16 protein-coding genes are annotated in these 13,842 nt (G+C 59.1%); 6 read left to right on the forward strand and 10 right to left on the reverse strand.

Features of this window, described 5'->3' with window-relative positions:
• From Q0063_RS12935 to Q0063_RS12960, 6 genes are all read right to left on the reverse strand, one after another.
• On the reverse strand, window positions 1–580 hold a 580-nt coding region (locus Q0063_RS12935), incomplete at its 3' end, for an electron transfer flavoprotein subunit alpha/FixB family protein (RefSeq protein WP_367180381.1).
• A 213-nt stretch (window positions 581–793) separates the two neighbouring features.
• On the reverse strand, window positions 794–1,594 hold the full coding sequence (gene acrB / locus Q0063_RS12940; protein ID WP_297872392.1) for an acryloyl-CoA reductase electron transfer subunit gamma: 801 nt from the start codon (window positions 1,592–1,594) through the stop codon (window positions 794–796).
• Between the two features lie 184 nt (window positions 1,595–1,778).
• Window positions 1,779–2,918 (reverse strand): acyl-CoA dehydrogenase, encoded by a 1,140-nt coding sequence (locus tag Q0063_RS12945; protein WP_297872393.1) that lies wholly within the window; start codon window positions 2,916–2,918, stop codon window positions 1,779–1,781.
• Window positions 2,919–3,075: 157 nt separating this feature from the next.
• Entirely contained in the window at window positions 3,076–4,551 is a 1,476-nt protein-coding gene (locus Q0063_RS12950) for a 4-hydroxyphenylacetate 3-hydroxylase family protein (protein ID WP_297872394.1), read from the reverse strand.
• A gap of 114 nt (window positions 4,552–4,665) precedes the next feature.
• Entirely contained in the window at window positions 4,666–6,222 is a 1,557-nt protein-coding gene (locus tag Q0063_RS12955) for an acyl CoA:acetate/3-ketoacid CoA transferase (protein ID WP_297872395.1), read from the reverse strand.
• A 159-nt stretch (window positions 6,223–6,381) separates the two neighbouring features.
• The gene (locus Q0063_RS12960) at window positions 6,382–7,182 is read right to left on the reverse strand and encodes an enoyl-CoA hydratase-related protein (RefSeq protein ID WP_297872396.1); all 801 of its coding nucleotides are present in this window, start codon (window positions 7,180–7,182) and stop codon (window positions 6,382–6,384) included.
• 532 nt (window positions 7,183–7,714) lie between these two features.
• Between Q0063_RS12960 and Q0063_RS12965 the strand changes: the two genes are divergently transcribed.
• Genes Q0063_RS12965 through Q0063_RS12980 form a run of 4 tightly spaced genes read left to right on the forward strand, consistent with a single transcriptional unit; the run spans window position 7,715 to window position 10,230 of the window.
• Window positions 7,715–8,242 (forward strand): RNA polymerase sigma factor, encoded by a 528-nt coding sequence (locus Q0063_RS12965; RefSeq protein WP_367180383.1) that lies wholly within the window; start codon window positions 7,715–7,717, stop codon window positions 8,240–8,242.
• Window positions 8,223–8,684, forward strand: coding sequence for a hypothetical protein (locus tag Q0063_RS12970; RefSeq protein WP_297872397.1), 462 nt, complete (start codon window positions 8,223–8,225; stop codon window positions 8,682–8,684). Before Q0063_RS12965 ends, Q0063_RS12970 begins: the two co-directional genes overlap by 20 nt.
• Window positions 8,685–8,703: 19 nt before the next feature.
• Window positions 8,704–9,477 carry a hypothetical protein gene (locus Q0063_RS12975; RefSeq protein WP_297872398.1) on the forward strand — a complete coding sequence of 258 codons (774 nt, stop codon included), beginning with the start codon at window positions 8,704–8,706 and terminating at the stop codon, window positions 9,475–9,477.
• A 21-nt stretch (window positions 9,478–9,498) separates the two neighbouring features.
• On the forward strand, window positions 9,499–10,230 hold the full coding sequence (locus Q0063_RS12980) for a hypothetical protein (protein WP_297872399.1): 732 nt from the start codon (window positions 9,499–9,501) through the stop codon (window positions 10,228–10,230).
• A gap of 132 nt (window positions 10,231–10,362) precedes the next feature.
• On the opposite strand, the gene Q0063_RS12985 is transcribed toward Q0063_RS12980, so the two are convergent.
• Window positions 10,363–10,512 carry a hypothetical protein gene (locus Q0063_RS12985; RefSeq protein ID WP_297872400.1) on the reverse strand — a complete coding sequence of 50 codons (150 nt, stop codon included), beginning with the start codon at window positions 10,510–10,512 and terminating at the stop codon, window positions 10,363–10,365.
• A 150-nt stretch (window positions 10,513–10,662) separates the two neighbouring features.
• On the opposite strand from Q0063_RS12985, the gene Q0063_RS12990 reads away from it, so the two are divergent.
• Together Q0063_RS12990 and Q0063_RS12995 are read left to right on the forward strand one after the other, a co-directional pair.
• Window positions 10,663–11,238: a hypothetical protein gene (locus tag Q0063_RS12990; protein WP_297872401.1), complete on the forward strand. Its 576-nt coding sequence runs from the start codon at window positions 10,663–10,665 to the stop codon at window positions 11,236–11,238.
• A 20-nt stretch (window positions 11,239–11,258) separates the two neighbouring features.
• On the forward strand, window positions 11,259–11,567 hold the full coding sequence (locus Q0063_RS12995) for a DEAD/DEAH box helicase family protein (protein WP_297872402.1): 309 nt from the start codon (window positions 11,259–11,261) through the stop codon (window positions 11,565–11,567).
• 625 nt (window positions 11,568–12,192) lie between these two features.
• Here Q0063_RS12995 and Q0063_RS14810 read toward each other — a convergent pair.
• The 3 genes from Q0063_RS14810 to Q0063_RS13005 all read right to left on the reverse strand — a co-directional run.
• Complete coding sequence (locus tag Q0063_RS14810; RefSeq protein WP_367180384.1) at window positions 12,193–12,342, reverse strand: winged helix-turn-helix transcriptional regulator; 150 nt, start codon at window positions 12,340–12,342, stop codon at window positions 12,193–12,195.
• Entirely contained in the window at window positions 12,278–13,162 is an 885-nt protein-coding gene (locus Q0063_RS13000; RefSeq protein WP_297872403.1) for an HAD family hydrolase, read from the reverse strand. The genes Q0063_RS14810 and Q0063_RS13000 overlap by 65 nt, the downstream gene beginning before the upstream one ends.
• 157 nt (window positions 13,163–13,319) lie before the next feature.
• A partial coding sequence (locus Q0063_RS13005; protein WP_297872404.1) for a dihydrodipicolinate synthase family protein occupies window positions 13,320–13,842 on the reverse strand: 523 nt, incomplete at its 5' end.

Raw genomic sequence — 13,842 nt, forward strand, 5'->3', positions numbered from 1 at the left:
GCACCGTCGCCATGCAGGGACGGAAGCGGGGGCAGATGATGGTGGCCATCAGGTGGCCGCCGAAGGCCGGACGGGTCATCTTCAGGTTCCGGTCCTCCATGTCCCACTTCTGGCTGTCCACGTCGATGGTGGAAGCCTCCCGCAGGAACTGGATGTAGTTGGCCACGTCGATGTCCAGGTGGGTGCAGTCGGCGCAGAGGCCGGTGTGCAGCCGGGCGGCGCAGCGGGGGGCCAGGTCGCGGCCGATGTTGGTGGCGCCAATCAGGAAGGCCTCGGGCTTGAGGTCCTCAATCACGTCGCAGATGACCTTGGCATAGGCGTCGGTGTTGTAGACGGCCAGCATGGGGTCCTCGCAGACATAGACCTTGTCCGCGCCGTAGCCGCCCAGCTCCTTGGCGGCCGCCTCGATGCCCTCGCCGCCCAGCAGCAGGCCGCAGAGGTTCACGCCCAGCTCGTTGGCCAGGTCCCGGCCCTTGGAGATCAGCTCGAAATCGGTGGGCATCAGCTTGCCTTCGCGCTGCTCGCAGAAGACCCAGACGTCCTTGAAAGCGGCGATATCCGCGCTATTGAAAGTAGACATAAGTTTTTTTACACCTCTCTACAGACTATTAAGTTAGAACAGACCCTGTTGCTGTCGCTCCGGTCCGGTAAATAACCAATAACCAGGCGCTCAGAGCAAACTATAATTTCCTGCTTTCCCTGTGAAGGAGGCCTGCCGGCGGCAAAGCCGCCGACGGCTGCGCAGTTTTTCAAGAAAATTCAAGAAAGTCAAGAAAGTTCAAGAAAAAGCAGGTCAGATGATGTGCTTCTTGATGAGGATGGCGGCCAGCTCCTCGCAGGTCTCCTTGCCGCTGCCCTCCAGCATGACGCCGACGCCCTTCTGGGGAGGCGTAAAGCTCTTGAAGATGTTGGTGGGGGAGCCCTTCAGGCCGATGGTGGAGGCGTCAATCAGCTTGTGATCCTTGAGCTTCTCATAGTCGAAGGTCTCCAGGGGCTTCGTGTAGGTGGCATAGATGCCGCCGATGGACATGTAGCGGGGGCTGTTCAGCTCCTTGATGCAGGTGAGGAGGCAGGGAGTCTGGGTCTTGATGGTCATATAGCCGTCTTCCAGCATCCGCTGCACAGTGACGGTGTCCCCGTCCTTGTGGATGTCGGCGGCATAGGTGACCTGGGGCAGGCCCAGCTTCTCGGCAATCTGGGGACCCACCTGGGCGGTGTCTCCGTCGATGGCCTGGCGGCCGCACATCACAATGTCGTCCTTCTCCACGCCGATGGTATCAATGGCGGCGGCCAGAATCTGAGACGTGGCGTAGGTGTCGGAGCCGCCGAACTCCCGGGCGGAGACCAGAACGGCCTCGTCCGCGCCCATGGCCATCAGCTCCCGGAGCATGCCGGCGGCAGGCGGGGGACCCATGGTGACCACGATGACCTTGCATCCGGTTTCGTCCTTCAGCTTCAGGGCGGCTTCCACCGCGTTCATGTCGTCGGGGTTGGTAATGGTCTGCATGGAAGCCCGGTTCAGGGTGCCGTCGGGATTGACGGCCACCTTACCGGAGGTGTCGGGAACCTGCTTGACACAAACAATGATCTTCATACTTGTTTATCCTCCAAATTGTTTTCAAAACGCGCAGAGGCCTGGCTGCCGTCGCTTCGGTCCGATTCATCGCCAGACTGTCAGAGCGCGCTAAAGTTCTTTGGATACTTTCCCCGTCGGGGACGTACTCCACTAAGATTTTACTTCGCAAAATCAAGTGTCGTTACAGTCTTTCAAGAAAGCATCACAGTCCCATGTTGGCGGAAATGACGATGCGCTGGACCTCGCTGGTGCCCTCGTAGATCTCGGTGATCTTGGCGTCCCGCATCATGCGCTCCATAGGATAATCCTTGGTGTAGCCGTAGCCGCCAAACATCTGGAGGGCCTTGGTGGTGGTCTTCATGGCGTGCTCGGAGCACCAGAGCTTGGCCATGGCGGCCTCCTTGGTGTAGCGGACGCCCTGGCCCTTGAGGACGGCGGCCTGATAGGTCAGCAGGCGGCCGGCTTCGCAGCCCATCTTCATGTCGGCAAAGGTGAACTGGGTGTTCTGGAACTTGCTGATGGGCTTGCCGAACTGGACGCGGCCCTTGGTGTAGTTGATGGCCTCCTCCATAGCGCCCTCAGCGATGCCCAGGGCCTGGGCGGCAATGCCGATACGGCCGCCGTCCAGAGTCTGCATGGCGATGGAGAAGCCCTTGCCCTCCTTGCCCAGCATGTTTTCCTTGGGAACGATGCAGTCGGTGAATACAATCTCGGCGGTGGGAGAGCCGTGGAGGCCCATCTTCACCTCATGCTTGCCCACAGAGAAGCCGGGGAAACCGCTCTCCACGATGAAGGCAGAAATGCCCTTGGTGCCCTTGGACTTGTCGGTCATGGCGAAGACCACGAACACGTCGGCCACATAGCCGTTGGTGATAAAGATTTTGGAGCCGTTCATCACATAATGGTCTCCCTCCAGCCGGGCTTCGGTCTGGCCCTTGGAGGCGTCGGAACCAGCGTTGGGCTCGGTGAGGGCGAAAGCGCCCACCTTGTGGCCGGTGGTCAGCATGGGGAGATACTTGGCTTTCTGCTCCTCGGTGCCGTGGGTCAGGATGGGATCGCAGCACAGGCCGTTGTGGGTGGCCACAATGTCGCCGGTGGAGGCGCACTGCTTGCTCAGCTCCTCGATGCAGATGGCGCTGGCCAGGGGGTCCGCGCCGGCGCCGCCGTATTCCTTGGGTACGCACATACCCATGACGCCCAGCTGGAAGAGCTTTTCAATGTTCTCTCTGGGGTATTCGCTGTTCAGGTCGGTCTCGGCGGCGATGGGCTTCACTTCATTCTCGGTGAATTCCGCCATCATCTTCTGAATCAGCTGGTGTTCACGACTCAAATTGAAATCCATGTGATGTTCTCTCCTTTAAAAAATTAGGCAGTCTGCTTGTTTATCTGGACAGGCTCCGGGGGCCCGGAGCCTGTTCCGGGCAATGGGAAAATGACTGGATACCGGCGATATACGGCGATTTCCCGCTCTTCGCCGGGTTCAAGCGGGAGTCCCGCGCTTATTGGATGCCTGCGATGTCCTTGGCAAGCTGCTTCTTGCCCTGGATGTTGCCCTGGCGGGCAATCATGATGCGCTGGGCCTGGGGAGAGCCCGCGCCGTGCATGGACTCGGTGCGGTAGCCCACGGCAGCCGCGCCCAGGCACATGTTTTCCAGGAAGCGCATGACCCGCTGGCGGTCCTCGGTGGAGACGCCTTCCCGGGCGGCGAAGAACTTCTTGCAGATGTCCCCGATGGTCTCGCCGTTCCGGCCCACCACAGTATCGCTCTCGAAGTCCTTCTGAGAGGGCATGGTGACCATCAGGCCGCCGGCCACGTCCTCGGCCAGCCGCACGATCTCATAGGGGAAGCGGGTGACGTTCTGCTTGCAGACGTTGGCCAGCAGCAGGTCGATCTGGTAGTTGCCCGCCTTGGTCTTGAAGCCCTGGCTGGAGCAGGCGATGCCGCAGCAGTAGAGGGTTTCGTTGAGGTGGGTCATCTCAATCAGCTTATCCTTGACGGCGGAGGCCTTTTCCACGCCGTTGTACTCCGCGGCCAGGGCGGTGGCTCCAATCACCACGTCGCCCACGCCCACCTTGCAGCCGCCGTAGCTCTGGCGGTGGTAGCCCGCGAAGCGCTCCACAATCATGCCGGCGAATTCATACTCGCCGTTCAGGAAGATGTACTCGTTGGGGATGAACACGTGGTCCAGCACCACCAGGGCCTCCTGGCCGCCGAACTTGGCGTTGCCCACGTCGATGGACGCGCCCTCTTCCAGCTTCCGGGTGTCGCAGGACTGACGGCCGTAAATCATGTACATGCCTTCGGCGTCGGTGGGGCAGGCGAAGCTGACGGCCCAGTCCTTGTCCGCCTCACCCATGGAGATGGTGGGCATGAAGATGTGCCAGTGGGAGTTGATGGAGCCGGTCTGATGGCACTTGGCGCCGCAGACCACGATGCCGTCCTCCCGGCGCTCCACCACGTGGACGTACATGTCCGGGTCCGCCTGCTGGCTGGGAGCCTTGGAGCGGTCGCCCTTGGGGTCCGTCATGGCTCCGTCCACGGTGAGGTCGTTGTCCTGGACCATGGTGATGAAGTTTTTAAAGTTTTCGTGATAGTGGGTGCCGTATTTCTCGTCGATCTCATAGGTGCTGGAGAACACGGCGTTGAAGGCGTCCATGCCTACGCAGCGCTGAAAGCAGCTGGCGGTCTTCTGGCCCAGGAGGCGCTGCATTTTCACCTTGTTGATAAGGTCCTCGGTGGACTGATGCAGGTGGGTGAAGCGGTTGACGGTATGGCCCGTCAGGCTGGACTTCACGGTCATGAGGTCGGCATACTGGGGGTCCTGAGCCAGGGCATAGGTCATGGCGACGCAGTTGATGGAGGGGCGGATCATGGGGTGGTCCACCCAGTTCTCAATCTCCTCACCGAACATGTAAACCCGGGTCTTGAGCTTGCGCAGGCTCTCGATGTACTCTTGAGCGGTCATTAAGGCCATTTTTTTGTTCCTCCTTATTGTTGAATCAGGAATTAGGAGTTAGGAATGAGGAATTCCTCTTGTAACGCGGGTCTCCGCTTCAGTCAGGGAAAATTCCTGATTTCTCATTCCTAATTAGTCGTTGGCAAGTCCCATCAGCTCGTCGCGGAAAATCCGCTCGTCCATGAGCTTCAGGTCCTCGCTGATCTGCGGCATGAATTCCATCTGGTCCAGCACCTGGGTCTGAAGGTCGATGCCGGGGGCAATCTCAATGAGAGTCACACCCTCGGGCCGGAGCTCGAACACGGCCCGCTCGGTGACGTACAGCACCGGCTGTCCCACCTTGTTGGCATAAGTACCGGAGAAGGTGATATGTTCCACCTGGTTGACAAACTTCTTCTTCGCGCCCTCCTGGGTAATCACCAGCTTGCCGTCCCGGCACTCCGTTTTCAGGCCCTTGGCGGTGAAGGTGCCGCAGTAGACCACCTTTTTCGCATTCTGGGTGATGTCGATAAAGCCGCCCGCGCCGGCCAGACGGGTGCCGAACTTGGAGACGTTCAAATCTCCGTTGGGGGCCGTCTCCGCCAGACCCAGGAAGGCCACATCCAGGCCGCCGCCCTGATAGAAGTCAAACTGAACGTTGTGGTCCAGAATGGACATGGAGTTGGCCGCGCCGCCGAACTGGGTGCCGCCGTAGGGCACGCCGGCGATGGAGCCGGCCTCCACGGTGAGGGTCATCTTGTCGGAGATGCCCTCCTCCGCCGCCACGTTGGCGATTTTCTCCGGCGCGCCGGTGCCCAGGTTGACAATGGCGTCCTGGGGCAGCTCCATGGCGGCCCGGCGGGCCAGAATCTTCTTGGCGTCCAGGGGGATGGAGGGGATGTCGTCCACGGGGATGCGGAACTCGCCGCTGAGGGCTCCGTCATAGGGCATGCCAAGACACTGGTTATTGTCCTCGGGAGAGCCCACCACAATGGCGTCCACGTAGATGCCGGGGATTTTCACAAGCCTGGGGTCCAGGGTGCCGCCCTGGACAATCTTTTCCACCTGGACGATAACGATGCCGCCGGAGTTTTTGGTGGCCTGGCACTGGGCGGTGACGTCCAGGGGGCCGATTTCCCGGTGGACCGTGCAGTTGCCGTACTCGTCGGCATAGCTGCCCCGGATCAGGCAGACGTTGATGGGGATGGGCTTATACAGAAGCCGTTCTTCCCCCTCGATGTTCACCAGCTTCACCAGGTCTTCCTTGGTGCACTCGTTCAGCTTGCCGCCGCCGTTCCGGGGGTCGGCAAAGGTATACAGGCCCACATGGGTAATGGTGCCGATGTTGTGGGCGGCAATGTCCCGGAACATGTGGGTGATGACGCCCTGGGGCAGGTTGTACGCCTCAATCTTGTTGGCAAGGGCCAGATCGCCCAGCCGGGGGGCACGGTCCCAGTGGCCTCCCACCACGCGCCTGCACATGCCTTCGCCGCCGAAGTGGTCGCCGCCGGTGCCGTCCCGGTGGCCCTGGCCCGCGGCAAAGAAAAGGGTCAGGTCCCGGGGATGGCCGGTCTCTTCAAAGCGTTTTTCCAGAGCCTTGGTCAGCGCCTCGGGACAGGCGCAGCTGACGAATCCGCCGGTGGTGACAGTGTCGCCGTCCTTGACCATCAGCGCCGCTTCCTCAGCGGTAATGACGCGAACCTTTTTCATGCTTTCCGAACTCCTTTTTCTGTGATAGAATAGGGCTGAATGAGAGCTTCACCCCGGCACAGGATTTTTCGCTGCCGTCGCTCCGGCTTGGTTTGATGTCAGACTGCCGGAGCGAGCGAAAGCTCTTTTTGCTTACTTTTTCTCTCGAGAAAAAGTACGTTATTTGTTCTGGAAGTGCTTTTCCTTCCGCTTCTCCAGGAAGGCGCCCATGCCCTCCTTCTGGTCCTCGGTGGCGAAGCACATGGCGAAGAGCTCGTTTTCCAGAGCGATGCCGTCGTCAATGTCCATCTGCATGCCCCGGTCAATGCAGGCCTTGGAGTATTTCACGGCGATGGGGGCGTTGGCGGTGAAGGACCTGGCCATGGCCATGGCGGCGTCCATCAGCTGCTCCAGAGGAACAACGTCGTTGACCAGGCCGATGGCCTTGGCCTCGGCGGCGTCAATGACCTTGCCGGAGAAAATCAGCTCCTTGGCCTTGGCGATGCCGACGCGGCGGGGGAGCCGCTGGGTGCCGGAGAAGCCGGGGGTGATGCCCAGCCCCACTTCCGGCTGGCCGAACTTGGCGCCGCCCTTGCCCTCGGCGTTGGGGCCGGCGGCCAGAATGATGTCGCAGCTCATGGCAATCTCGCAGCCGCCGCCCAGAGCGAAGCCGTTCACCGCCGCGATGGTGGGAATCTCCAGCTTCTCAATGCGGCGGAACAGGGCGCTGCCCCGCTGGCCCCACTTGCGGCCCTGGGCCACATCCATGGGCTTCTGCTCGCCGATGTCGGCTCCGGCCACGAAGGAGCGGCCCTCGCCGGTGAGAATGAAGGCCTGGAGCCCGGCGTCCTGCTCCACCTCGCCAATCAGCGCCTCCAGGTCGGCAATCACCTGGGAATTCAGGGCGTTCAGCGCCTCGGGCCGGTTGATGGTGGCGATGCCGATGTTGTCCTTTTTCTCATAACGAACGGTCTGATACATAAGTAGCATCCTCCTTTATTTTGGGCGGGAGTGCATCCCGCAACTCTTGTGCCTGATTATTTTAGCAAATTATATGCCAGTTTTTCAAGGCGTATTTTCTGGCTGCATTGCGGAAAATCTGTGGAGATCACCAAAAATAGTTATGAAAATTCGGCAGTCTGTCCAGAGACGGCAGAGGGCTTCCGGCGGGAGTTTGGGGCTCTATTCAAAAATGAATAGAGCTGCACGCAGGCGTTCCGGAACAGAGGGCAGGCGGCTTTGTGCGAAGCGCCGCAAGCAGCCGGGGCGGCTCTGTGAAAAGTGCATAGGCCAAGCCTGGAAACGGCGGTTTTATTCAATTATGAATACATCCTATTCAGAATTGAATAGAACTCTGGGGGGTCTCCGGCTGCCGGCGTTTTTTCTCCGGCAGAAACTAAAAAAATTTTTTGAAGATTCTTAGAAAATTTTTGAAGAATTTTGGTCAGCCGCGCCGTATGATACATGTCGGCAGCCGGGAGGCGGAACGGCAGGGAAGGGGGCGGAGGCCGGTGTGGCGAATATAACAAGGGAATCTTTTTCGGCGCTGGTGGTTCAATACGAGCGCCTGGTGTACACCATCTGCTTTCAGCTGGTCCGGGACTCCGCGGCGGCGGAGGACCTGACCCAGGAGACCTTTCTCTCCGCCTATCTCCACCGGGACGCCCTGCCGGAGGGCTATGAACGGCAGTGGCTGGGCCGCATCGCCGCCAACAAGGCCAAGGACCATCTGCAAAGCGCCTGGAACCGGCGAACCGTTCTGCCCGGAGACCAGGAGCTGGCCCGGGGGCTGGCTCCGCCCGCCGAGGAGACCGCCCTCCGCAGGAGCGCGGCGGCGGAGATTCGGGAGGCCATTCAGGCTATGAAGGAGCCCTACCGGCAGGTGTGCCGCCTCTGTCTTTTAGAGGAGCGCTCCGTAGAGGAGGCCGCCCTGGCCCTGGGCCGGCCCCCGAAAACCGTGTATACACAGCTTTCCCGAGGCAGGCGCCTGCTGCGGGAGCAGTTAGAAAGGAGTGGAACCCATGGAAGCATTCCGCGCTGACGGACATCTGACCAATGAAATGCTGATGGTTCTGGTTCAAAGCCCGGAGCTCCTTCCCGAGGAGCTGACCCGGCTGGAAACAGCGGAACACCTGGCGTTCTGTGACGACTGTCTGCATCGGTACATGGAGCTGCTGGAGGGCGGGCCGCTGCTGGTCCCGGCCCGCAGCTGCGAAAAAACCCTGTGGAGCCATATCCGTATCCGGGCCATCCGGAACGCTGTCAGCCGGTACGCCACCGCCGCGGCCGCCGTCGCCCTGGCGCTGACGATGCTCTGGGGCTCGCCCCGGATGGACTTCACACCGTCGCTGCCGCTTCCGGCGGAAGAGCGCACCAGCGTTTCCCGGCAGCTCACCGGGCTGACAGGAGAGCTCAACGATTCCCTGCGGGGGGCCGTAGGCGGCATTTCAGACTTTTTGAACGGGTTCCGGCCCGTCAGTTGATTGAAGGAGGAAACAAGGCATGAAAGGCATTCGGAAATTGATGGGGAGCTTCTGGCACCTGTGCTGGGCCTGCGTCCCCGGCTGCGGCCAGATGTGCCAGGGGTATATGAAGCGGGGGATTTCCCAGACCATAATCGCCACCGCCCTGCTTTTCATCGCGGTATTTCTGGAAATGGGGGTGCTGGCGGTGCTCATCGCGCCGCTGTGGCTGTTCTCCTTTTTTGACAGCTTCAACCTCCGCCGGCAGATTCGGGAGGGCATGGCCCCGGAGGACGAATTCATGTTCGGCATGTCCGAGATGGACTCCCGGCGGCTGAACCAGATTATCGGCAAGCGGCACAGCCTCATCGGCTGGATTCTGGTGGTGGTGGGCCTGTACAACCTCTATCAGATTTTCGCCCGGCGGATCCTGGGAACACTGAGCAATCTGTTCCCCTGGCTGGACTGGCTCTACAGTCTGCTGGTCTGGGACGCGCCCCGCATCGTGGGCACGGTGCTGATTTTTACGCTGGGACTCTGGTTCATCCGGGGACCCAGGGTTGTCTGTGACGATGACGACACGCCCCCCTATACGCCTCCCAAGACCGGCCCGTCCCCCAGAATGCAGGCCACGCCCTGGACCGAGGCGGAGAAGACATTCCATGAGGAGCCGGAGCCCCAGGCCCCGGAGGTTCCGAAGGAGCCTCAGCCGGTGATTCTGGAGTGGAAATCCGAGTTCGACGTGGAGCGCTTCGAGACGGAGGAGGCCGAAGAGACAGAGAAAAAGCAGGAAGACCGTCATGACAAACGGTAAGACGGGGAGGAGGGAAACGCTGTGTTGGGAGGGAAAAAGATTAAGGACCTGAAAGAGGTCAGGGAAGCGCCCCCGCGCCGGGTGGGTACCTTCACCCTGGGCGTCGTGCTGGTGGCGGCGGGCGGCGGGATGCTGGCCGCGATGTTCTGGCCCCAGGCCGACGTCCGGTGGATGCTCAGCGCCTCGCCGGTGATTCTGATTCTCCTGGGTATTGAAACCCTGCTGGCCGCCCGGGGCGGCGGACGGGTGAAATACGACTGGCTGGGCATGTTCCTCTGCTTCATTCTGGTGGGCGCGGCCCTGAGCATGTACGCCGCCGCCTGGTACTTTGCCAATGGAGAGTACTTCAACGCCTCCAACTGTTCCCGCTATGCCGACGAAACCAGCTACCGCATGGATTACGGGTGGTTTGACGGCTTCGACTCCCACACCTTCCGCCTGGAGGCCGGGGATGCGCTGGAGTCCCACGTCAGCACGCATCGGGGCTCGCTGGCGGTGGAAATCCGCGATGAGGATGGGGAGTTCCTTCTAAAAGAAACCCTCTTTAATGAGGTCCGGACCACCGTCATTCCCAAAGACGGGGACTACACCGTTCTGGCCCACGGCCAGCAGGTCAGCGGCAGCTTTTCCTTTCTGGTGAGCAGGGGCGGCGCGGAGAATGTCCTGCCTCCGGAGGACCCGGAACCGCCGGAGGAAACAGAAGACCCCGAGGCGGAAGCGCCGCCGGAGAACGGGGGAGAACCGGCCGCATAAGCGCAGAAACGCGGAAGACAGTAAAAGAGCCGGGGGCAAGGGCCATTCGGCATAAGGATAACAACAAACGCCTGTTCAGAGCACGGCTAAAGTGCGGCAATCAATTTCGATTGCCGCACTTTGATTTTTTGTTCAGATCATGCTGGCCGCCATGCCCACGCAGCCGCCCCGGTGGGCGGTCAGAGTGTCCGGCAGGTCCTGGGCCGCAGGCAGACCGTCAGGCGTGGCGGGCTCCGCTTTTTGGGAGAGAAAGGGTTCGTCCTTCATAATGTCTTGAATCATGATATGTGCCTCCATTGCACCCTTCCCCCAGGGGGGAATATGTGGTATACTGAATAAAACAGCACAAAAAGGCCGAAAGAGCAAACAGGGAACTTCCGGGGCCGACCGCCCTGTTCCGAAGCTTCGGCAGCGTGGCAAGGAGGATGTCTCATGACAGAGCTGGAAAAAATTGAGCGGGCAAAAATGTATATGGAAAAATTGGCAAATGGGATCAACCCCATTGACGATACCGTGGCGCCGGAGGGGGATATCATCAATCAGGTCCATCTGTCAAGATGCTTTTTCTTTGTATCCGATGTGCTGCGGCAGGTGATTGAAAACGGCGGAATCAGGCCGGCTCCAGTCTCTCCCAGACCTCCAAAGCCCCCAAAATGTCCGTTTGAGCTTCCGATTGACCAAAGGAGCCGGTTTGCCTATTCTGAGGAGCCGATTTCAATCAGTGAAATTGGGAAACGCCTCAATGCGCTGGTGGATACCGAGGCCATGCAAAAGTGTTCCTATTCAGATATCCTCGCATGGCTCATAACTCTGGGAATGATGGAATGGGTTGCGCTGCCCGACGGAAAACGCACGAGACGCCCGACGGAAGCCGGCATAAAAATGGGCATTTCCGTGGTAGAGCGGACCGGTGAAAGGGGACCCTATCAAGCGGTCATTTACGATATTTCGGCACAGCGGTTTATTGTGGAAAACCTGGACGCAATCCAGCCTGCGACGCATACATAAACAGAATTGTGGGGCACGTCATGGACGCCAAGCGCCGCGGCGGCAGAGTGCTGTTCCTGGCCCGCACCCAGGAGTTGGCCGGTCAGGCCGCGGAGACCTTCCGAACGCTCTGGCCCGGCGTCACCATTGGACGTTACATGGAGAATGTGAAGGAGCCGGAAGCCCATGTGGTCTGCGGCAGCGTGCAGAGCGCGGCGCTGCATTTGGACTGCTTCCGGGAGGACGCCTTTGACTATCTGATCGTGGATGAGGCCCACCACGCGGCGGTGGATACCTACCAGAAGATTCTGGCCTTCTTTCACCCGGCCTTCACCCTAGAGTCTGTTTGAAAACCGTCAAAACGCCGTCTTGGGGTATCTTATTCCGCCAGGTTTTCTGCCAAGACTGCGTTGATTGGACTTGAAATCCGTCAGGATTCCCGGGTCCAATCGCCTTGTCTGACGATTGGATAGCCGTTGGCGGCTCTGCCGCCTTACGGATATCACATGCCCATTGGGTAAACAATCTGCCCCCATCCGGCATTCCGCTGGCTTTTAAACAGCCTCTAGGGTACAGGGGCGTAATGTGTTGCTTGACTATGGCTTGCGACTCCTTACTTGCGTACATTTGCGAAATACGCGAACTTTTTTTAGGGGACTTTCACTGCATTTGTTTCCATGATGCTTACCAATATGATAGAGCGGGTCTGATATCTCCGTTGTCAAAACGGACTCAGTAGATCCGCGAAAAAACACCCCCGTTATAAGCACAGCATGACCGGCATTGGTATGGCGGCCATGCTGTGCTTACACTTTTTTCACCCCAAACGGTGGCTATTCTGTATCTGTTGCTGTCAAAAAATATCCTTAACATTGAAATCAGTTTGAATTTTATTCAGAATCAGCGACAATCGCATTTCTGACAGTGGAACATCGTATTTTCAATATCTTCTTTATAAAATACCCCAGGCCATTTTCAGATACTCTGTAAAACAGGCCCGACTGACTGTCCTTTTTCCGTAAGGGTGTATTCAACCCATGGGGGAATTTGCTCTTTATTATCAGCGATGACTATATCCCGTTGCAGATATGATATATTGCTGGATAAATGACGCGACGCCGTCATCCTTGTTCGAGCAGGTTACATAGCGGGCCGCCGCCTTTACCGCCTCCGGCGCGTTTCCCATAGCTACGGAGTATCCGGCTTGCTGAAGCATTCCGATGTCGTTGCGATAATCACCAAAGCAGCAGATATCCTGGAGGGGGATATTCTGCATCTCACAGAACAGGCGGACCGCCGCCGCCTTGGACGCCATCCTGGATACGATGGAAACGGTGGAAGCCTCCGAGAGCTCCGCCTGCAGAGCAGGATGCCGTTGGACAAAGGCCATCAGCTTTTCCAACGCTTCAGCATCTTGAGACACCACACAGACCTTCAGCAGCTGCCGGGAGGCGATAAACCGGGGCGGATATGCCTGATAGCAGTGGCAGGAGACCGGCAGCAGAGCCAGCTTATCCGCCTGTTCGTTATAGCTGCGGAAGCGGGGGAGTCTGGTGGTGTCCTGCCGGAAATAAGCGGCTTCGGAAGTGTAGAAGGTATAGTCCACATTCAGCAAATGGCAAAATTCCATCAGTTCCACAGCGAGCCGTTTTTCGATGGGGGTGCTCCAGAGGACGCTGTCTGTTTTCCAGATACGGATCTCAGCCCCCTCCAAAGTGATAATGGGTCCGGCAATCTTGGCCTGCTGGCAGTAAAGACTCATCATGGAAGCAGGTCTTGCCGAGGTAAAGGTATAGGGGATGCCATGGGTGCGCAGCAGATCCAGTGCCTTCAGGGTTTGAGTGGAAAGCTGCTCCTGATCATTCAATGCTGTTCCGTCCAGATCTAAAAAGACCATGCGGACCGGCCCGATCACGCCTTCGGGCAGATTGGCGCCGCCGCTCATAGGAGGCCCTCCGCAGGCGGCGGAGATTTCTTTTGGGCGACCGAGGGAAGCTGGCATTTGGGAAACATTGTGCTTCCTCCTGACTTTTGAATTATGCAGGACGGCCCACGATCGAAAGTTCGGATCGTGGGCCGTGCCGCATTTGGGCTGAACGCAGTCAGCCAATAATCATCTGAGTTTCCTTCAGCGCTTTGCCAATGCGTTCCACCTCGGGGGCGTCCAGAGGCAGGAAGGGCTTCTTGGGCACGCCGATGTCAATGCCCAGCATGGGCAGAACCGCGTGATAGAAGGGCACGGGGATGCCGGAACCGGTGACAGATCGGAGCAGGTTGGCCTTGAGCTGGAGTTCCCGGGCCTCGGCGTACTTGCCAGCCTTGCAGTCCTCATAGATCTCCTTGATGAAAGCGGGGAACGCATTGGAGAGGCCGGAGACGCAGCCGTGAGCGCCGGCTACGACGGCAGGCAGCAAGTGAGTCTGGGAGCCGATGAGGAACAGGAAGCCAGGCTTCTTGACCTTGGCCATAAAGTCATAAAACAGGGCGATGTCGGCGGAGGAATCCTTCACGCCTTCCAGACCCATGTCGGCCAGCTCGGCCAGCAGGTCGCCGTTGACGGTAAAGTTGGAGTACTTGGGGTTGTTGTACAAAATGACAGGGGTTTTTACTGCGTCAATAATGGCC

This window comes from uncultured Oscillibacter sp., assembly GCF_947654275.1.
In the GTDB taxonomy this organism is placed as follows: Bacteria; Bacillota; Clostridia; order Oscillospirales; family Oscillospiraceae; genus Oscillibacter.